Origin of the sequence: Micromonospora sp. NPDC007271 (assembly GCF_040634005.1) — a bacterium.
In the GTDB taxonomy this organism is placed as follows: Bacteria; Actinomycetota; Actinomycetes; order Mycobacteriales; family Micromonosporaceae; genus Micromonospora.
This window is the reverse complement of record NZ_JBEYER010000078.1, coordinates 1-20848: the sequence shown is the minus strand read 5'-3', so window position 1 is coordinate 20848 and position 20848 is coordinate 1. Positions and strand designations below refer to the sequence as shown.

12 protein-coding genes are annotated in these 20848 nt (G+C 72.8%); 10 read left to right on the top strand and 2 right to left on the bottom strand.

Annotated elements, in window-relative coordinates:
• Position 1 precedes the first annotated feature (1 nt).
• Genes ABZ570_RS24645 through ABZ570_RS24625 form a run of 5 tightly spaced genes read left to right on the top strand, consistent with a single transcriptional unit; the run spans position 2 to position 13788 of the window.
• Positions 2 to 6880 carry a thioester reductase domain-containing protein gene (locus tag ABZ570_RS24645; RefSeq protein ID WP_358068067.1) on the top strand — a complete coding sequence of 2293 codons (6879 nt, stop codon included), beginning with the start codon at positions 2 to 4 and terminating at the stop codon, positions 6878 to 6880.
• Positions 6877 to 8610, top strand: coding sequence for an NAD(P)/FAD-dependent oxidoreductase (locus ABZ570_RS24640; protein WP_358068064.1), 1734 nt, complete (start codon positions 6877 to 6879; stop codon positions 8608 to 8610). Before ABZ570_RS24645 ends, ABZ570_RS24640 begins: the two co-directional genes overlap by 4 nt.
• A gap of 25 nt (positions 8611 to 8635) precedes the next feature.
• Positions 8636 to 10399 carry a tryptophan 7-halogenase gene (locus tag ABZ570_RS24635; RefSeq protein WP_358068061.1) on the top strand — a complete coding sequence of 588 codons (1764 nt, stop codon included), beginning with the start codon at positions 8636 to 8638 and terminating at the stop codon, positions 10397 to 10399.
• A 10-nt stretch (positions 10400 to 10409) separates the two neighbouring features.
• On the top strand, positions 10410 to 12077 hold the full coding sequence (locus ABZ570_RS24630; RefSeq protein ID WP_358068058.1) for an NAD(P)/FAD-dependent oxidoreductase: 1668 nt from the start codon (positions 10410 to 10412) through the stop codon (positions 12075 to 12077).
• Positions 12078 to 12087: 10 nt separating this feature from the next.
• Positions 12088 to 13788, top strand: a complete 1701-nt coding sequence (locus tag ABZ570_RS24625) for a hypothetical protein (RefSeq protein ID WP_358068055.1) — start codon at positions 12088 to 12090, stop codon at positions 13786 to 13788.
• A 45-nt stretch (positions 13789 to 13833) separates the two neighbouring features.
• Here ABZ570_RS24625 and ABZ570_RS24620 read toward each other — a convergent pair whose 3' ends face one another.
• Positions 13834 to 14442, bottom strand: a complete 609-nt coding sequence (locus tag ABZ570_RS24620) for a TetR family transcriptional regulator (protein WP_358068052.1) — start codon at positions 14440 to 14442, stop codon at positions 13834 to 13836.
• Positions 14443 to 14570: 128 nt separating this feature from the next.
• On the opposite strand from ABZ570_RS24620, the gene ABZ570_RS24615 reads away from it, so the two are divergent.
• The 5 genes from ABZ570_RS24615 to ABZ570_RS24595 all read left to right on the top strand — a co-directional run bounded on the left by ABZ570_RS24615 (position 14571) and on the right by ABZ570_RS24595 (position 20196).
• Positions 14571 to 15707, top strand: a complete 1137-nt coding sequence (locus ABZ570_RS24615; RefSeq protein WP_358068049.1) for an acyl-CoA dehydrogenase family protein — start codon at positions 14571 to 14573, stop codon at positions 15705 to 15707.
• A complete protein-coding gene (locus tag ABZ570_RS24610; RefSeq protein ID WP_358068046.1) occupies positions 15704 to 17245 on the top strand; it encodes an AMP-binding protein in 1542 nt (513 codons plus the stop codon). Before ABZ570_RS24615 ends, ABZ570_RS24610 begins: the two co-directional genes overlap by 4 nt.
• A complete protein-coding gene (locus ABZ570_RS24605; protein ID WP_358068043.1) occupies positions 17242 to 17814 on the top strand; it encodes a flavin reductase family protein in 573 nt (190 codons plus the stop codon). Before ABZ570_RS24610 ends, ABZ570_RS24605 begins: the two co-directional genes overlap by 4 nt.
• Positions 17815 to 17825: 11 nt before the next feature.
• A complete protein-coding gene (locus tag ABZ570_RS24600; protein WP_358068040.1) occupies positions 17826 to 19268 on the top strand; it encodes an MFS transporter in 1443 nt (480 codons plus the stop codon).
• A 313-nt stretch (positions 19269 to 19581) separates the two neighbouring features.
• Entirely contained in the window at positions 19582 to 20196 is a 615-nt protein-coding gene (locus ABZ570_RS24595) for a hypothetical protein (protein WP_358068037.1), read from the top strand.
• A 79-nt stretch (positions 20197 to 20275) separates the two neighbouring features.
• Here ABZ570_RS24595 and ABZ570_RS24590 read toward each other — a convergent pair whose 3' ends face one another.
• Positions 20276 to 20794, bottom strand: coding sequence for an isoprenylcysteine carboxylmethyltransferase family protein (locus ABZ570_RS24590; protein WP_358068034.1), 519 nt, complete (start codon positions 20792 to 20794; stop codon positions 20276 to 20278).
• Positions 20795 to 20848: the final 54 nt, after the last annotated feature.

Here is a 20848-nt window from a genome sequence, read left to right as displayed (position 1 = left end):
GATGTCGACACCGGCCGAGGGCACCCCGCGGGACAGCCGGCGGGTGATGGCCGATGCCCTGCGCACCATCGAGCGGCTGCGCCGGCAGCTCGCCGACAGCCGGGACGCCTGGCTGGGCGAGCCGATCGCCGTCATCGGCATGAGCTGCCGCCTCCCCGGTGGCGCGAACTCGCCGGAGGAGTTCTGGAACCTGCTGCGCAACGGCGTCGACGCCACCGGGGAGTTCCCGCCGGACCGGGCGGACGCCGCCGCCGTCTACCACCCTGACCCGGACGAGCCGGGGAAGGCGTACACGATCCGGGGGGCGTTCCTCGACCGGGTCGACCGGTTCGAGCCGGAGGCGTTCGGCATCTCGCCGCGCGAGGCGGTCGGCATGGACCCGCAGCACCGGATCGCGCTGGAGATCAGCTGGGAGGCGCTGGAGCGGGCGGGTTACGCCCCGGACCGGCTCACCGCCAGTCGTACCGGTGTCTACTTCGGACTCAGTACGACCGACTACGTCCGGGCCCGGCAGCAGTACGGCGACCTCAACGACGTCGACTTCTACCAGCTCGTCGGCGAACCGAGCTTCCTTGCCGGGCGGATCTCGTACCTGCTGGGACTGCGCGGGCCGAGCAAGGTGGTCGACACCTCCTGCTCCTCCGCGCTGGTCGGGCTGCACGAGGCGTGCCAGGCGCTCCGGCTGCGCGAGTGCGACCTGGCCCTCGCCGGCGGCGTCAACCTGCTGCTGTCCCCGTACGGCTTCGTGTTGATGAGCAAGTTCCGGGGGCTCTCCGCCGACGGGCGGTGCAAGACGTTCGACGCCGCCGCCGACGGCTACGCCCGCGGCGAGGGGGCGGGGGTCGTCGTCCTGAAGCGGCTCGGCGAGGCACAGGCCGACGACGACCCGATCCTCGCCGTGATCCTCGGCTCGGCGGTCAACCACGACGGGCGGTCCAGCGGGCTGACCGTCCCGAGCCCCGCCGCGCAGCAGGCGGTCATCGAGGCCGCCCTCGCCCAGGCCCGGATCGACCCGGCCGAGGTGGACTACGTCGAGGCGCACGGCACCGGCACGGCCCTCGGCGACCCGATCGAGCTGCACGCGCTGGAGGCGGTGCTGGGCCGGCACCACACGGCGGAGGCGCCGCTGCTGGTCGGCTCCGTCAAGACCAACATCGGGCACCTGGAGCCGGCGGCGGGCATCGCCGGGCTGATCAAGGTGGTCCTCTCCATCGGGCACCGCGAGATCGCCCCGCACCTGAACCTGCGCACTCCCAACCCGAACATCGAGTGGGATCGGCTGCACGTGGAGATCCCCACCCGGTGCCGTCCCTGGCCGGACCGTGGCCACCCGCCCACCGCCGCGGTGAGCAGCTTCGGTGCGAGCGGGACCAACGCCCACGTCATCCTCGCCGCGCCGCCGCCGGCGCCGCCCCGCGCCGCCACCCGCCGGCCGTACGGGCTCTTCCTGGCCTCCGCCCGGACCGAGGAGGCCCTGCGTGAGCTGGCCGACCGGCACGCCCGCTGGCTGCGCGGCCCGGCCGCGCCCGAGCTGGCGGACGCCTGCTACACCAGCCACGTCGGCCGGGCGGTGCAGGCGCACGGTCTGGCCGTCACCGCCGCGTCCACCGAGGAGCTGGCCGAGGCGCTCGCCGGGTACGCGACCCAGGGGCGCGGCCGCGGCCTGGTCGCCGCGGCCCTGCCCCGGCAGCGGGACCGCAAGGTGGCGTGGCTCTTCACCGGCCAGGGCTCGCAGTATCCGGGTATGGGCCGGGGCCTGCTGGCGGAGCCGGCGTTCCGTGCCGCGTTCGAGCAGTGCGCCGAGCTGTTCGACGCGGAGTTGGACCGGCCGCTGGGCGAGGTCGTCTGGCCGGCGGCGGCCGGGCCGGCTCCACTCGACGACACCCGCTACACCCAGCCGGCCCTCTTCGCCGTCGAGTACGCCCTGGCCCAGCTCTGGCTCTCCTGGGGGCTCCGCCCGGCCCTGCTGGCGGGGCACAGCCTCGGCGAGATCGTCGCCGCCTGCGTCGCCGGCGTGGTCGACCTGCCCGCCGCGGCGCGGCTGGTCGCAGCCCGGTCCCGGTTGATGGCCGCGCTTCCGGCGGGCGGCGCCATGGCGAGCGTCTTCTGCCCGGAGGAGCGTGCCCGCCAGGCCATCGCCGGCCACGCCGACCGGCTCGCCGTGGCGGCGGTCAACGGCCCGGCCGAGGTGACCCTCTCCGGGGACGCGGTGCAGCTCGACGCGGTCCTGGCCGCCCTCGCCGAGCACGGGGTGCGGGCTCGCCGGCTCGCCGTCTCGCACGCCTTCCACTCACCGTTGATCGAGCCGATGCTGGAGCCGCTACGGGAGGCGCTCGCCGGCATCACGTTCCAGCCGCCCCGGATCCCACTCGTCTCCAACCTGACCGGCGCACTCTGGAGCGAAACGCCGACCACGGCCGAGTACTGGCTGCGGCACGCCGCCGGCACCGTCCGGTTCGCCGACGGGGTGCGGACCCTGTATGCGGAGGGCGCCCGGAGCTTCCTCGAGATCGGCCCGCAGCCCGTGCTCTGCACGCTCGCTGCCCGGACCCTCGACGACGACGGCTGCCGGTTCCTGCCGAGCCTGCGCGGGCGGGGCAGCGACGACCTGCGGGCCGTGCTCGACGCGCTGGGCGGCCTCTGCCTGCGCGGTGCCCGGCCGGACTGGGCGGCGGTGCACTCCGTCGAGGAGGTGCGCCGGGTGGTGCTGCCGACCACACCGTGGCGCGGGACGCACTACTGGTTCCGCGAGGTCACGCCGGCACTGCCGGTCGCGGCGCCGCCGCCTGCGGAGACTGCGGCGGTCGTGACGGGCGTGGGCCGGCGGCTGCGTGGAGCGGTGCCGGCGTACGAGGTGGAACCGGCGAAACTGGCGGTGGCCGGTGGGGGAGACGTTTTGCTGGGCGCGGTGGCGGAGCTCGCCACGGCTGCCGCGACCGACTGTCTGGGCGGTCCGTGGTGGGGCGTCGCCGACCTGGCCGGGCACGCGCCGCTGCCGGCCGCGGCGGACCAGGAGGCGTTCCAGCTCACCGTCGCTGCCACCGATGACGGGTCGGCACGGTGGGAGCTCCTCGGGCAGAGCGGCCCGCAGCAGGCCGCCGGCGCGCCGTGGACCCGGTACGCCAGCGGGTTGCTGCGGCGCCGGGCCCGGCCGGCGTCCGGCGGCGACCCCGGAAAGGCGTCCGGTGGCGACCCGGGAAAGGCGTCCGGCGGTGACCCGGGAAAGGCGTCCGGCGGTGACCCGGTGGACGCGTCGGGCGGCGATCTCGCGGAGGCGGCCGGCGGCGGTCCCGTGGAGGCGTCCGGCGACGGTCTCGCGGGGGCGGCCGGTCCTGCCCAGCCCGTCGGGCCGGCGCCCGGCTGGCGGGAGCTGCTCGACGCCGCCGCGGAGGCGCTGGCCGCAGCGGCCGGCCCCGCCGTCCGGTCCGCCACGGCCGGCCCGGCCGCCACCGAGCCTGCCCTGGCCGCTCCGGTGGGCGGGGACGCGACTGCCGGGGTCGGCCGCCAGGCGGCGACCGCCGCCAGTGCGGGCGGCAGCGGCGAGGGCGGGGCCGGTGCGGGCGGCAGCGGCGAGGGGCGACTGGTGGTGCGCGGCTGCGCGGAACTGGCCGTCCGCGGGACGCCCGCCGCGGTCACCGCCGTCCGGGTCCGGCCCGGCACGGTCCGCGTTCTGCCGCAGGGCGCGGCGGTCGGTTCCGTCGACCTGCTCGCCGGGGACGGCACCCCGGTCGGCATCGTGCGGGATCTGCTGATGGCGCCCGGCCAGGCGCCGGCCGCACCCTGGCGCGACCCCGCCCGGCTCCTCTACGACCTGGACTGGCAGTTGCTCCCGGCGACCGACGGCGACCGGGGCCGGCCCGGTCCTCGCGGGCTCGCCGGGGAGGCCCACCTGCTCGTCGCCGACCCCGCCAGCGCCGAGTACGCACTGGTCGATCGGCTCGCCGCCACCCTGCGCGCCGCCGGCGCGGTCGTCACCGTCGCCGCCCCGCCCGTGACGGCCGGCGAGGGCGATCCCGGGCCGGACCCGGCGACGGTCCGGGCCCTCGTGCAGGCGTGGTGCGCGGGGCCGGATCGACCGGCACGGGTCCTGGTCCTCACCGGGCTGGACGCCCCCGCGCCGGAGCACTGCGACGCCTCGCGGTTGGAGGAGTACCTTGCCCGGGCCGACCTGACGGTCCTCGCGCTGCTGCGCGAGATGGCGGCCCGACCGGACTGCCCGGACGCCAGGATCGCGCTGGTCACCCGGGGTGCCGCCCGGATCGCCGGGGACCCCGGGGCGCCCAACCCGACCGGCAACACCCTCTGGGGGCTGGGCCGGGTCCTGGCGCTGGAACATCCGGACCGCTGGGGCGGCATCGTCGACCTCGACCCGGGACGGCCGGAGGACGAGGCGGCGGCCCTGCTCGACGTGCTGGCCGGCGGCCCGGTGGAGGACCAGGTCGCGCTCCGGGGCGCACGCCGGTTCGGCCTGCGCCTGGTGCCCGCCCCGCTGGACGCCGCCGCCCTGTACCGTCGCCCGGAGGTCCGGCCCGACGGCACGTACCTGGTCACGGGGGGCTTCGGTGGGATCGGCCTGCTGGTGGCGGAGTGGCTGGCGCGGGCCGGCGCCGGGCGGCTGGTGCTGCTGGCGCGGACGCCGCTGCCCGAGCGGGCCGCCTGGCCGGACGCCCCGGAGCGGCTGCGGGACCGGATCGCCGCGGTGCGCCGCCTCGAGGAACTCGGCGCGATCGTGCGGGTGGTGGCCGCCGACGTGGCCGACGAGGCGGCGATGGTGGGCCTCTTCACCGAACTGGAGGACGCGGAGCTGCCGCTGCGGGGGGTGGTGCACGCCGCCGGCGTCTCGGTGCCGCAGTTCGCCCGGGACGTCACCCCGGAGGCGTACCGGCAGGTCTGGCGCCCCAAGGTGCTCGGCGGCGCCCTGCTGCACTGGCTGAGCGACGACGCGCCCCTGGACTTCTTCATCGGTTTCTCGTCCATCGCCGCGACCTGGGGCTCCCAGCACCTGGCCAGCTACGCGGCGTCGAACGCGTTCCTCGACGGGCTCGCCCAGCACCGGGCCGCCGCCGGCCTGCCGGCGCTCTCTGTCGCCTGGGGACCGTGGGACCTGCCGTCGGCGCTCTTCGGCGCGGAGGTGATGGAGTTTCTGCGCGCCACCGGGCTGCGTCCGCTCGCACCGCCCCAGTGCGTCACGCTCCTCGGTGCCCTGGCGGCGGACCCGGCGCCGCAGCGGGTGGTCTGCGCCGTCGACTGGTCCACCTTCAAGCCGGTCATGCAGGCCCGCACCGATCGGCCGATGCTGCACGGCATCGACGACGCCCCGGCGCAACCGGCCGACGCCGAGCCGACGCCGCTGCTGGACGAGCTGCGCGCCACCGGCGACCCGGCGCGGGTACGACAGCTGCTCACCAGCTACCTGACCGGACTGGCCGGCACCGTGCTCGGCCTGGACCCGGCGACCATCGACGACGGCGCCGACGTCGTCGGGTACGGCCTGGACTCGCTGATGGTGATGGACGTGGTCCGCAGCTGCCGCCGGGATCTGCGGGTCAGCCTCCGCGCCGGTGACCTGTTCGCCCGGGCCACCCTGCGCGAATGGGTCGACCTGGTGGCCGCCGAGACAGGGGCGGGGCCGGTGGGGCGGCCGGGGGAGGCGGCCGGGACGCCGGACGACCCCGCCACCGACCCGCGCTGGATCCGCGCCGACGTGACCCTCGCCCCCGAGGTCGTGCCCACCGGAGCCGTGTCCCGGGTGCGGGACCCGGGCGAGGTGCTGCTGACCGGGGCCACCGGCTTCGTCGGCGGCTACCTGCTGCACGAGCTGCTCGCCACCACCGCGGCCCGGGTGCACTGTCTGGTCCGCTGCGCCGACCCGGCCACCGGGCTGGAGCGGGTGCGGGCCAACCTGGAGCGGTACCTGCCCTGGCCGGCCGGCGCCGAGCAGCGGGTCCGGATCGTCCCGGGCGACCTGGCGAAACCCGCGCTGGGCCTGGCGCAGCCGGTCTTCGAGGAGCTGGCCGACCGGCTGGACGGCATCTACCACTGCGGCGCCTGGGTCAACTTCGGCTACCCGTACGACCAGCTGCGCGCGGCGAACATCGGCGGCACCGAGGAGATCCTGCGACTCGCCGTGACCGGCCGACCGACCGGGGTGCACCACGTGTCGACGTACGGCATCTGGGGCCTGCCGGTGCCGGACCGGCCGGTGATCGCCGAGGACGAGGAGATCGTCACCGCCGGCCGGCTGGTCACCGGATACGTGCAGACGAAGTGGGGCGCCGAGCGGCTCGTGGAGCTGGCCCGGGCCCGGGGCGTCGCGGTGGACGTCTACCGCCCGGGCCGGGTCCTCGGCGACTCGCGGACCGGGGCCTGCCTCACCACCCACTTCACCACCCGGGTCATCAAGGGGTGCCTCCAGCTGGGTGCGGCACCGGAGATCGACATCGAGGTGGAGATGACGCCGGTCGACTACGTCGCGGCGGCGCTGGTGCACATCTCCCGCCACGGTCCGGCGTACGGCCGTACCTACCACCTCGTCAACCCGCGCAAGTTGCCGTTCGTGGAGCTGGTCGCGGCGCTGCGCCGGCACGGCTACCCGATTCCGCTGGTGCCGGTGGAGCAGTGGTGGCAGCGGTTGACGGCGTCCTACGGGGTCGGCGCGAACGAGCTGCACCCGGTGCTGCCGGTGGTGCGGGAGTTCGTGGTCGGCGGCGAGGAGGCGATCGGGTACGCCGTCCGCAACGCCGACGACGCGCTGGCCGGCTCCGGCATCACCTGCCCCGCTCCGGACGACCGGCTGCTCGACATCTACCTGAGCTGGCTGATCCACAGCGGCTACCTGCCCCCACCCGGTTCCCTCGACGAAAGGCGCCGAGACATATGACCAGCAGGACCGAGACCGTGTACGACGTGGCCATCATCGGATCCGGGCTCGCCGGGTCGATGACCGCCGCCTGCCTGGCGCGCAACGGCGCGCGGGTGCTCATCGTCGACGGGGCGACCCATCCCCGGTTCGCCATCGGCGAGTCGACGATCCCGGCCACCTCGATGATGATGCGACTGGTCAGCGAGCGGTACGGGGTGCCGGAGATCAAGTGGCTCTCCACCTTCGAGGGAGTCCAGGCCAGGATCACCACGACCTGTGGTGTGAAGCGCAACTTCGGTTTCGTCTACCACCGGCCGGGTGAGCGGCAGAACCCGCGCGAGACGCACATGTTCCCGATCCCCAAGGTGACCCACACCGAGAGCCACTTCTTCCGGCAGGACGTGGACAACTGGATGCTCACGGTGGCGGCGAAGTACGGCACCACCGTACGTCAGCAGGTGCGGATCACCGGGGTCGAGATCGACGACGACGGCGCGACCTTGCGGCACGCCAAGGGCGAGTACCGGGCGAAGTTCGTCGTGGACGCCAGCGGGTTCCGCTCGGTGCTGGCCGACAAGTTCGACCTGCGCGAGGAGCCGACCCGCTTCCGGCACCACTCCCGATCGATCTTCACGCACATGATCGGCGTACGCCCCTACGACGAGCTGGCGACGAAGGACCGGTACGGCCACCCGAGCCCGTGGCACGAGGGGACGCTGCACCACGTGTTCCGCGGCGGCTGGCTGTGGGTGATCCCGTTCGACAACCACCTGCGGGGCACCAACAGCCTGTGCAGCATCGGCCTGCAGCTCGACCCGCGGATCCACCCGGAGCCGGACTGCCCGCCGGAGGAGGAGTTCCGTCGCTTCATCGCCCAGTTCCCCGACATCGCGCCGCAGTTCGCGCAGGCCCGCGCGGTTCGCGACTGGGTCCGCACGGGTCGCCTCCAGTACTCGTCGCGGCAGACCGTCGGCTACCGGTGGTGTCTCACCTCGCACGCCGCCGGCTTCCTGGATCCGCTCTTCTCCCGCGGGCTGTCCAACTCGCTGGAGACCATGCACGCCCTGGTGCACCGCCTGCTGGACGCCATCCGCGACGACGACTTCTCGCTGGAACGGTTCGAGTACATGCAGGAGTTCGAGCAGGGCCTGCTCGACTTCAACGACGACCTGGTCGCCAACGCCTACACCTCCTTCGGCGACTGGCGGCTGTGGGACGCCTGGTTCCGGATCTGGTCGCTGGGACAGTTCATCGCCACCTTCGAGGTGAACCGCGCGTACGCCCGGTACCTGGACACCCGCGACCCGGCGGTGCTGGCCCCGCTGGAGCGGCCCTGGTGGCGGGGGCGGGTGATTCCCCAGGACTCGCCGTACGGCGGGGTGATGGCGCTGTTGCAGAAGGTCAACGAGATGACCCGGGAAGTGCAGGCCGGCCGGGCGGACGCGGGCGAGACGGCCGCCGAGCTGCTGCGGCTGCTGCGCGAGTCGGACTTCGTGCCGCCGGCCTGGGGGCTGGCCGACCCGGACAACCAGTGGACCGACGCGAGCTTCCTGGAGATCGGCCGGACGCTGCGCTGGGCGCGGAGGAAGGCCCCGCGGGGGGTCGGTGACCTGACCTACGAAGGGCTGACGCTCTTCGTCAAGAAGCGGTTCTCGCCGGGGGAGTTCGCCGTCGGCGAGGAGCTCAAGCACGCGCTCGCCCGGTGGCCGGTGGTCGGCCGGCGGCTGCGCGTACCGGCACCGAAGTGAGCCCCGGACGAGTGAGGAGTGCACCGTGAACGGAGGTTCGACCGCGCACAACGGGACGTTCGACGTGGTGGTCATCGGTACCGGCCTGGCCGGGTCGACGCTCGCTGCCTGTCTGGCGCGCAACGGCGCCCGGACGCTGATCATCGATTCCGGTACCCATCCGCGGTTCGCCATCGGCGAGTCGACGATCCCGTACACGTCGATGATGATGCGGCTGATCAGCGAGCGGTACCGGGTACCCGAGATCAAGTACCTGAGCACCTTCGAGTCGGTCTACGCCCACGTGAGCACCACGTGCGGAGTGAAGCGCAACTTCGGCTTCGTCTACCACCGACCCGGCGAGCCGCAGCGGCCGGCCGAGTCGAACATGTTCCAGATCCCCAAGATCTTGAACACCGAGAACCACTTCTTCCGGCAGGACGTCGACAACTGGATGCTCACCGTGGCCGCCCGTCACGGCGCCCGGGTGCGCCAGCAGGTGCGGATCGGCGGCATCGACGTGACCGAGGACGGGGTCACCATCGACGTGGGCCCGGGCGCCCCGATCCGGGCCCGGTTCGTCGTGGACGCCAGCGGTTTCCGGTCGGCCCTGGCGCAGGCGTTCGACCTGCGGGAGGAACCGACCCGGCTGCACCACCACTCCCGGTCGCTCTTCACCCACCTGGTGGGGGTGCGCCCGTACGACGAGTTCGCCCCGCGCAGCCGCTACGGCCAGCCGACCGGCTGGCACGAGGGGACGCTGCACCACGTCTTCCCGGGCGGCTGGATGTGGGTGATCCCGTTCGACAACCACCCGCGCTCCACCAACAGCCTGTGCAGCGTCGGCATCAACGTGGATCCGCGGCTGCACCCGGTGCCGGACTGCTCGCCGCAGGAGGAGTTCCGCCGGTTCCTGGAGCGGTACCCCGGGATCGCGCCGCAGTTCGCCGCCGCCCGGCCGGTGCGGGACTGGGTGCGTACGGACCGCCTCCAGTACTCGCCGACGCGGACGGTCGGCTACCGGTGGTGCCTGATGTCGCACGCCGCCGGCTTCGTGGACGCGCTCTTCTCCCGCGGCCTCTCCAACACCATGGAGATCATCAACGCCCTGGTGCAGCGGCTGCTGGACGCGCTGCGCGACGACGACTTCGCGGTCGAGCGGTTCGAGTACGTGCAGGAGTTGGAGCAGGGGCAGCTCGACTTCAACGACAACCTGGTGGCGAACGCGTACGTCGCGTTCCGGGACTGGGACCTGTGGGACGCCTGGTTCCGGGTCTGGGCGCTGAGCCAGATCCTCTCCACCTTCGAGATCAACAAGGCGTACTCGCTGTTCACCGCGACCCGGGACCCGGCCGTCCTGGCCCGGATGGAACACCCGTGGTGGCGGGTCGACCTGCGCGAGTTCGACCCGAGCCGGGTGGACGACGCCGACCACGCCGCCGTGCTGGAGTTCCTGGCCGACGTCAGCCGGATGATGCGGCGGGTCGACGCGGGTGACGCCGACCCGAAGGAGACCGCCGCCGAGATCCGCCGCCGGCTGGGCGAGGCGAACTTCGTGCCGCCCGCCTTCGGTCTGGCCGACCCGGCGAACCGCTGGGCCGGCGCGACGACCGCCAAGGTCCTCGGCACGCTGCGCTGGGCCAGGCGGCAGGCGCCGCCGGCGATCGGGGAGCTGACCCACGACGGGCTGACGTTGTTCATGCGCAAGCGGTTCGCCCGCGGCGAGTTCGAGCCGGTCGAAGAGATCAAACAGAAGCTCGCGGGTTGGCCGGTCGTCGGCCGCCGGCTGCGGGTTCCGGAACCGAAATGAGGAGTACGCGGTGAGTGAGTTGACCGAGGCCGAGAAGACGGTCTACGACGTGGCGATCCTCGGCGCGGGGTTCGCCGGTTCGATGCTGGGCGCGATCCTGGCCCGCAACGGCGCCAAGGTGCTGCTGGTGGACGCCAAGGCTCACCCGAAGTTCGCGATCGGCGAGTCCACCATCCCGAACATGCTGGTCTCGCTGCGCACCATGGCGGACCGGTACGGCGTGCCGGAGTTGTTGACCCTCTCCACGCTGACCGCGTGCCAGAAGATCATTTCGCCCTGGCACGGCATGAAGGACCACTTCGCCTTCCTCAACCACCAGGAGGGCAAGGAGCAGGACCCGATGCAGGTCACCATGTTCAACTTCCCGAGCCTGCTGCACGAGACGCCGCACATGTACCGCCAGGACACCGACGCCTACCTCTTCTACGCGGCGATCAAGTACGGCTGCACCGCCCGGGTCAACTTCACCATCGCCGACGTCGACTTCGACGACGCCGGGGTGACGGTGAGCTCCACCCGGGGCGAGCAGTTCCGCAGCCGGTACGTGGTGGACGCCAGCGGCTACCGGTCCCCGCTGGCCGAGAAGTTCCAGCTCCGCGACGATCCGTGCCGGTTCAAGCACCACTCGCGGGCGATGTGGAACCACTTCATCAACGTGCCCTCCACCGACGACGTGTTCCGCCGTACCGGCAAGGACAAGCCGCCGGTGCCGTTCTACAGCGGCACCGTGCACCACCTCTTCCCGCGCGGCTGGTTCTGGGTGATCGCCTTCAACAACCACAAGGACTCCCGCAACCCGCTGTGCAGCATCGGCCTGACGATGGACGAGAAGAAGTATCCGAAGGAGCCGGGCGTCTCTCCGGAGGAGGACTTCTGGAAGCACGCCCAGCGGTTCCCCGGCATCGCCGCCCAGTTCGCCGGCGCCGAACCGATGCGCGAGTGGGTCGCGACCGACCGGGTGCAGTACTCGTCGAAGCGCACGGTGGGGGATCGGTGGGTCCTGCTGGCGCACGCCGCCGGCTTCGTCGACCCGCTCTTCTCCCGCGGGCTCTCCAACACCTGCGAGGCGGTCAACGTGCTGGCCTGGCGGATCCTGCGGGCGGTTAAGGACGACGACTTCTCGGCGGAGCGGTTCAACGGGGTGGAGGTCCGCCAGCAGGCGCTCTTCGACGGCAACGACAAGCTGGTGCACGCCGCCTACAACTCCTTCGAGGACAACGGCCTCTGGACGGCGGTGTTCCGGATCTGGGCCTGGGGTTCCAACGCCGGCACCTTCCGCGCGCACGAGGCGTACCGCCGGTGGCGCTCGACCGGTGACGAGCGGCACCTGATCGAGCTGGAGGAGGTGAAGAACCCGGGCCTGCACTGGTCGGACCACGAGGGGTACGCGGAGCTGTTCGAGGACATGGTGAAGCAGTGCGACGACTTCGCCGCCGGCAGGATCACCGGCCAGGAGGCGTCGGACGCGCTCTACGACCACCTGAACCGCGCACCGTTCGTGCCGGCCCACTGGGGTTGGAAGGACCGGAACCTGCGGTTCATCAACCCGACCCCGTTCAAGATCGGCCGCACCATGCTCTGGGCGGCCACCCAGGCGCCGCCGGAGGTGCGGCGGCTGATGCTCGGCTTCCTCCGGGAGGCCGGCAAGGAGTTCGTGCTCGGCCGGAAGATCTTCTAGGAGGCCCGCCATGACGACGCCCGGCACCGATCCGCCGGTGGGCCCGCGGGAGGCGCCACCGGCCGGCCACGACGTCGCGATCATCGGTAGTCATCTCGCGTCCGGGCTACTCGCGACCGTCCTGGCTCGGCAGGGGCTGCGGGTCCTGCTGGTCGACGCGCCGGGCGGGGCGGGCCCGGCCGGCGACAGCACGGTGCCGTACACCACGGCCGTGCTGCACCTGCTCGGCGAGCGCTTCGACGTGCCGGAGATCGCGTCCTTCGCCCACTTCGAGGACCTGCCGGATCCGGTGCGGCGGCTCAGCGGCATCAAGAAGAGCCTGGCGTTCCTGCACCACACGCCCGGCCGGCGGCACGACCCGGCGCACACCGTGCAGTTCCACGTACCGGGCGAGCACAGCGAGTGGCACCTCTACCGGCCGGTGGTCGACGAGTACGCCCGCGACCTGGCCGTCCGGTACGGCGCCGAGGTCGCGCCGGACGGGGTTACGGTGACCGGGATCCAGCTCTCCGCCGAGGGAGCTTCGCTGACGCTCAGCGACGGCCGTGGCTACCGGGCACGGTACCTGGTGGACGCCGCCGGAACCGATTCGCCGCTGCTGCGCCACCTCGGGGTCGGGGCGGGACCGGACGGGCTGCTGCTGCGCTCCCGGCTGCTCCACGCCCACCTGCGCGACGTCCGGCCGTTCGAGGAGTGCAGCACGCTCGCCGACTACCGGCGGGCGACGGCGTGGTCCCGCGGCACCGTCCACCACGTCTTTCCGGGCGGCTGGATCCAGGTCGTCGACTTTCGCAACCACGACCGTGCCGCCAGCGAGCTGTGCAGCGTCAACGTGGGCCTCGACCCCGACCGGTTCACCGACCTGCCGGCCGAGCCGGCCGCGGCGTTCCGGGCCCTGGTGGACCGCTTCCCCAGCCTGCGGGAGCAGTTCGGGCGGGCCGAGGCGGCGGGGCCGTGGGTCGCCGAGGAGCACTGGCAGCGGCGGGTCGCGGTCACCCACGGCCCCCGGTGGTTCGCCATGGAACGCTCCGCGTGCCGGACCGACGAGTTCCTCTCCCGGGACGTGACGATGGCTGCGGAGGTGGTCCACGCCCTCGGCGCGGCCCTGCCCCGGATCGCGCGTGGCGAGGTTCCGGCCGAGGCGGAGCTGGCCCGGGTCGCCGCGTACCAGGACGCGCTGATCGACTTCAACGACCGGATGCTCGCCGCGGCGCGTACCGCCTGCGGCAGCTTCGAGCTGTGGAACGCCTACAGCCGGGTCTGGCTGCTCTGGCAGATCCTGGCGCACCTGTCGCTCAAGCGGGCGACCAACGAGGCGGTCGGCGACGGCAGGTGGGACCCGGTCGAACGGTTCGCGGGCGGCGGGCTCTGGTTCCGTACGCCGGACGGACTGCGCCAGCTGCTGGAGTGGTTCTTCGAGGTGATGGCGCGGGTCCGGGCCGGCGAGCTCGGCCAGGCCGAGGCGGCCAGGTCGATCTTCCGCCGGTTGGGCCGCGAGCGGTTCGTGCCGCCGCTGTACCGGTTCGCCGCCCCGCAGGCGCGCTACTACCACTTCACCATGCCCCGCCGGCTGCTGATGGTGGCGTGGGTCTCGACCGTCGCGCCGAAGGACTTCAAACGGCTGCTGACCAGGGACAACGTGACCGGCCGGCGGCAGCCGGAGCGCCCGTCGGCGGGCCGGCCCCGCGTGGGGGTGGCCGATGAGCGCTAGGGCTGTGCCCGACCGTGGCGGCTGCCGCGGCCGGGCCCGAGGCACCTACGCCAGGTCGGCGGTGAGGTAGTGCTGGATCGTGCGCCCCATCACGCGAGCCAGCTCGTCGCGGCTGCGGCTGCTGAGTTCGGTGCCGTCGACCAGGTAGCGGCAGAGCGCCAGACCGACCACCTGCGAGGCCGCGAGGGCGGCGCGCAACTCGGGCCGGTCGGGGCTCACGCCCTTGGCCAGGGTGCCGAAGAACGCCCGGACGAACTCGTCCCGCATCAGGGCCGCGACCTCCTCGCTGGCCAGCGAGGCCGACAGGCGCGCCCGGTACGGGGTTGCCGTGCGCGGGTTGTCCCAGTGCGCCAGCAGCGCGGTGGCCACGGCCCTGCCGATCCGCCGGCGGCTGCCCCGCCCGAGCTGTTCGGCCAGCTCGACCGGGTCGTCCTCGACCTGGACGGCCTGCCGGAGGAGTTGCTCCTTCGAGCCGTAGTAGTGCCGGACCAGCCGCGGGTCGACGCCCGCCTGCCGGGCGATGCTGCGGATGCTCACTCCGGCGATGCCGCACTCGGAGATCTCCCGCCGCGCGATGTCCAGGATCAGCTGACGGGTCGGTGCCGCCGGCTGGGCGTGGGCCAGACCGTCGGGCCGTTCTCCGGCGACCTTCACTCAGACACCTCGCATTTATGTTCGTGCATTTCGATAGCTGCTGCTCAGTATACGGAGCGATCGGCGAATCGGGATGAACAGGGCCTGCCCTCCCATTCGTCAATTGCTCAATCCGGCGGAGGTGCACCGTGGATTTCGGCTGGTCACATGCGCAACAGGCGGCGTACGAGGACCTCCGGAAGAACGCCGAAACGCAGTTCGAGCCGGTGGGTGCCGCCGACCGGCTGACGGAACGCGCCGTCTGGCACCGGCTCGGCCGGCTCGGCCTGCTCGGTCTCTGCGTTCCCGCGCGGTACGGCGGCGGCGGCCTCGGCGCGCTGGACACCGCGCTGCGGGTCGAGGCGTTCGGCCGCGGCTGCGCCGACACCGGCCTGGTCTTCGCCGCGAGCGCGCACTTGTTCGCCTGTGCCGTGCCGACGGCCCACCATGCCGACAACGCGGTGAAGGAGCGGATCCTGCCCGCGATGTGCCGCGGGGAACTGGTCGCCGGCAACGCGATGACGGAAGCGGGGGCCGGATCGGACGTGTCCCGGCTGGCGACCACCGCTGTCGAGGCGGCCGGTGGGTGGCGGCTGACCGGCACGAAGACGTTCGTCACCAACGGCCCGGTCGCCGACGTGTTCGTCACCTACGCCACCACCGATCCCGCCGCCGGGCACCTGGGCGTCACCGCGTTCCTGGTCGACCGGGACACCCCGGGCCTGACCGTCGGCCCGCCGCTGGACAAGATGGGCCTGGCGTCGGCGCCGGCCGCCCGGGTCTCCTTCGCGAACTGCCTGGTGCCGGCGGAGCGCGTCCTCGGCGTCCCCGGCCAGGGCGCGGCAATCTTCCAGCACTCGATGCGGTGGGAGCGGGCCTGCCTCTTCGCCGGCTACGTCGGCCTGCTGGACCGCCTGCTGGACCGCTGCCTGGCGCACGCCACCTCGCGCCGGCAGTTCGGCCGGCGGATCGGGCAGTTCCAGACGGTGGCGAACCGGATCGTCGACATGAAGCTGCGCACCGAGTCGGCCCGGCTGCTGCTCTACCGCGCCTGCTGGGAGATGGATGTCGACGGCGGCTCCGAGCTGAACGTCGCCCTGTCCAAGCTGGCGGTCTCGGAGGCAGCGGTGGCCGGGGCGCTCGACGCGGTACGCCTCTTCGGCGGCGAGGGCTACCTGCGCGACGCCGGCATCGAGACGACGCTGCGCGACGCGGTGCCCAGCACGATCTTCTCCGGCACCTCCGACGTGCAGCGGATGCTGGTGGCGCGGGAGTTGGGGCTGTGACCATCGGCAGCTACGTCCCCGCCTGGGCCGCGCGTCGGCCCGACGGCCTCGCCGTGGCCGCCGGGCCCGACCGGGTCAGCTACGCCGAGCTGGAGCACCGGGCGCGGCGTTGCGCCGCCGGGCTGCTCCACCTCGGGGTGCGGGCCGGCGACCGGATGGTGCTCTGGTCCGGCAAGCGGGCGTCGACGGTGGCCGCGATGCAGGCGGCGCTGCGCGTCGGCGCAGCCTACGTGCCGGTGTCGACGGCGAATCCGCCGGCCCGGGTCTGGCAGATCGCGCGGGACTGCGCCGCCGCGCTGGTCGTCGCCGACCCGGACTGCGCGGAGCGGGCCCGCCGCGACCCGTCGCCGCCCACCACCCGCCTGGTCGACATCGAGGTGTTGGCCTGCCCGGCGCCGGCGCCCGGTCCGCAGCCCCACCTCCCGGCCGCCGACGACCCGGCGTACCTGCTCTACACGTCGGGTTCGACCGGCGCCCCGAAGGGCGTCTGCCTCAGCCACCGCAACGCCACGGCCTTCGTGGAGTGGGCCGGTGACCTGCTCGCGGTCGCCCCGACCGACCGGCTCGCCAACCACGCCCCGTTCAACTTCGACCTGTCGGTCTTCGACCTCTACGCGGCCTTCCGCGGCGGAGCCTCGGTCCACCTGGTCCCGCCGGAGGCCGCGTACGCGCCGGTGCAGCTCGCCCGCTTCATCCGGGAGGAGGGCATCACGATCTGGTACTCGGTCCCCTCCGTGCTGGCCCTGATGATCCGGGAGGGCCTGCTCGACGGGGCGCCACCGCCCGCGCTGCGGGCCTGCGTGTTCGCCGGGGAGGTGATGCCGATCCGCCACGTGCACCAGCTCCGGGCGGCCTGGCCCGGGGTGCGCCTGCTCAACTGGTACGGACCCACCGAGACCAACGTCTGCACCTCGTACGAGGTGGGCGACGCCGACGCGGGGCGGACCCGGCCGCTGCCGATCGGCCGCCCGGCCAGCGGAGACCGGGTCTGGATCGAGCCGCTGCCCGCCGAGGACGGGCAGGGGGCGCCGGTCGACGTAGTGGCCGGGCTTGCCCCCGGGGCTGCCGGCCGGAACGGCGACGACACCGTGGGCGAGATCCTCGTCTCCGGCCCCACGGTGATGCTCGGCTACTGGGGGCGTCCGCCGCACCGGGGCCCCTACCGGACCGGCGACCTCGGCCGGATCGCTCCCGACGGCAACCTCGAGTACGTCGGCCGGCGCGACGACATGGCCAAGGTACGCGGCAACCGGATCGAGCCGGCCGAGATCGAGGCGGTGCTGGTCGCGCATCCCCGGGTCGCCGCCGCCGCGGTGGTGGTGCTCGGCACCGGGATCGCGGCCCGGCTGCACGCGGTGCTGGTTCCCGCCGGGGACCGTCCGCCCGGGCTGCTGGAGGTCAAGCGCTGGTGCGCCCAGCACCTGCCCACGTACATGATCGTCGATTCCGTACAGCCGGCGGAGAAGCTGCCGCTGACCGCCAACGGCAAGACGGACCGGGCCGCGCTGGTCGCGGCCCTCGAAGGAGGTGGACCATGACCGAGACGGAGCTGGTCGACATCGGGTCGGACGCGTTCAGGGCGATCATGGGGTCGCTCGCCAGCGGCATCAGCGTGATCACCACCCGGGAGGACACCGGCAGACCGGTCGGGATGACGTCCTCGTCGCTGTGCAGCGTCTCGAAGCAACCACCGCTGCTGCTGTTCTGCGTACGGCCGCCGAGTTCGACGCTGGACGCGATCCGGGTGGGCGGCAACTTCGCGGTGAACCTTCTCGACGTCGAGGGGCGGGAGCTCTCCGAGCTCTTCGCCAGCCGCAACGACGACAAGTTCGCCAAGGTGTCGTGGCGCCCCAGCGAGCGGGCCGGGATGCCGCTGTTGGAGCACACCCTGGCCTATGCGGAGTGTGCGGTGCACAACCTCGTGGAGGCGGGGGACCACGTCATCGTCCTGGGTCGCATCGTGGGCGGCGGTGCGATGGCCGACCGGTTCCCGCTGGGCTACTGGCGGGGGCGGTACGTCCGGGTGTTCCGGTTCGCCAACCACCGAGGAGAGGAGTTGAACGGACAGAGCGTCACCAGCAACGGCAGGGCACCACGTCAAGAGTAGGGATCTGAACAGTGGACACTACCCCCCACACCCGCAGCGCCGTCTGGACCTGGATAGCCGCCCTGGTCGCGGTCTTCATGGTCGCGATCGACACCCTCGTCGTCACCACGACGCTGCCGGTCATCCGGGTCGAACTCGGCGCGAGCCTCGAAGAACTGGAATGGATCGTCAACGCGTACACCCTCACCTTCGCCGTCTTCCTGCTGACCGGGGCGGCGCTCGGTGACCGGTTCGGCCGCCGGCGTGTCTTCACGGTGGCGCTCATCGTCTTCACGGCGGCGTCGGCGCTGGCCGGCCTCGCCGACGACACGGGTTTCCTCATCGCGGCCCGGGCGGTACAGGGCCTCGGCGCGGCGGTCCTGCTGCCGCTCACGCTGACCCTGCTGGCCAGCGTGGTACCACCGCACCAGCACGGACACGCGTTCGGTCTGTGGGGGGCGATGGTCGGACTCGGGATCGCGCTCGGCCCGGTGATCGGCGGTGCGATCTCGGAGTCCCTGTCCTGGCAGTGGATCTTCTGGGTGAACGTCCCGATCGGCCTGGTGCTGCTGCCGGTGCTGGCCCTGGTGCGGGAGAGCCGCGGCGGCGCCGGCAAGCTGGACCCCTTCGGGGTCGTGCTGGTCACGATCGGTCTGCTCGGCATCGTCTCCAGCCTGGTGCGCGGCAACGCCGACGGTTGGGACAGCTTCGGCGTACTGGCCGGCCTGATCGGCGGCGGCCTATTAGTGATCCTTTTCTTGATATGGGAATCCCGCGCGCGCTATCCCATGATGCCGCTGAAACTGTTCCGCAGCCGCGGTTTCAGCCTCACCATGATCGCGACGATCGTGATGCCGTTCGGTGTATTCGGCGCCGTCTTCCTGGGCACCCAGTATCTCCAGACCGTTCTCGGCTATTCGCCGCTGGAGGCGGGCGTACGGACGCTGCCCTGGACCGCGATGCCGATGATCGCCGCCCCCATCTCCGGAATCCTCACCGACAAGATCGGTGGGAAGCCGCTGGTGATTCTGGGGCTGACGCTCCAGGCCATCGGCGTGGGGTGGATCGGCGCCGTCGCCGAGGTGAATCTCGACTACGCCGAGCTGGTGCCGCCCTTCGTCGTGACCGGGCTGGGGCTCGGCATCTTCCTCGCCCCGATCGCCCGGCTGGCCATCGGCTTCGCGCCGCCCGAGCTGGACGGGGTCGCCTCGGGCGTCTCCAACGCGATCCGGCAGTTCGGCGTGGTCCTCGGCGTGTCGGTGGCTGGCGCCATCCTGGGCGCGCACGAGGGCTTCACCTCGTCCCAGACCTTCGTGGACGGTCTGGTCACCTCGCACGTGGTGAGCGCCTGGGTGTTGGGCGTCGGGGCCGTGGTGGCGCTGGCGATCCCGCATCTGCGGACCAAGGGCCACGGTCACGCGGTGCCGGGCGAGCCCGTCGACGCGGAGCCGAAGCCGGCCGGCGTGGCCACCTGACCCGTCGTCGACGATCCTGTCGGCTCCGCCGGCCCGGCGTGCCCCACCCGTCGGGCCGGCGGGGCCGATGTCGTGGCGGCGGGGATCCGGGTGCGGCCGCCGGGACCCACGGGCGGACGTGGCGCCCCGGCAGCCAGCGGCCAGCCCGTCTGATACACCCGCCGCGCAGCAATTTCAATTGCCGTCGCGGCCACTCCTGGCAGATCGATCGGCAGCATTTCCCGTCGAGCGGAGGTCCCCCTGTGCGCCGGAACGGCGCATTAGTGTCAAGTGCTTGTTACAGTGTCGCCGCGCCGCTCTTTCCCGGGCGATAATGAAGAAGATCAGTTGCTTGACCTTCGATGCCGGCAGGCGGGGGAAGTTTGGTGGGGAAAAGGTTCAGCAAATGACGGAGGCGAAGCTGACCTGCGGTGGATTCGAGGTGCTGTGCTACGAACCGGAAGGGTTGTTCCTGACGGTGGGGCTGCTTCCGGTCGAGGTCAGCGGGACGCGGGAGCACCTCCTGGTCCACCAGTTGAGCTACCTGGGGTCCGGTGAGATCTCGGTGCAGGTGGGGTTCGAACAGCGGGCACGGCCCGCCTCCACCGCGCCGGCATTCGTCACGGTCGACCTTTTGGGGGTGGCGCGCGGCCGCATGCCGAGCCACTGGGTCACCTCGATGCCCGTTCGTGAGGGCCTGGTGGACACCCGGCTCGTCGTGTGGGGCGAGCCGAGCCCGGAGGACGCGCTCCGCGGCGAACTGGTCGCCAAGGTCCGCGGGCACATGCCGGTGCTGACGGCCAGCAGCCGCGCGTCGGTCACCCAGGCGGACATGACGTGGCCGACCGATGTGGAGGCCCTCCCGGCGACGTGCCGGATACCGGCACCCCGCACCGAGTGGACGGGTTCGCCCGACGTGGGCCTGGACCGGCAGGGCGTCTCCTGGTAGTGGGGTCTTTCCCCGGTAAGGAGCCCGGGCGGGCACCGAGGCGCTGCGCGGATGGCCGGCGCTGCGCGAGTGGCCGGGGCTACGCGGGCGGGCTCCCCGCACCACTCCAGGGGCGCAGGCGTGGCACCCACGCCGGTACCGCGTCGCGGTAGGCGTCGTACTCGGCGCCGTAGCGGCGGCGCAGGCCCGGTTCCTCGTGCAGCCGGACGAAGGCGGCCTGCAGGAGCGCGATCGCCGCGCCGTACCAGAGCAGGACCCCCTGGCCGAGGATCATCGCCTGGCCGAGGATCGCCGAGACGACAGCCAGGTACATCGGGTTGCGGACGAAGCGGTAGACGCCGCCGACGACGAGGTGGGCGGTCGGTGCCACCGGGGCCGGCGTACCGAGCCCCTCCACGACGAAGCGGACGAAGGAGTGCACGAGGAAGGCCACCGCCCCGGCCAGGATCACCGCGCCGATCGACCGGACCGGGGTGTAGTGGGGGAACGGCTCGAGCATCTCCCAGTCGGTGAGCCACCAGGGCGCCAGGCCGGCGACGACCCCCGGCGCGGCGCAGAAGAAGACGACGGTTCCGATTGCGGCGCGTGTTCTTCGCACTGCGCCATGCTATGGCCGCTGCGTAGTGGGGTGTCAAGTGTCAGATGCCCCAGT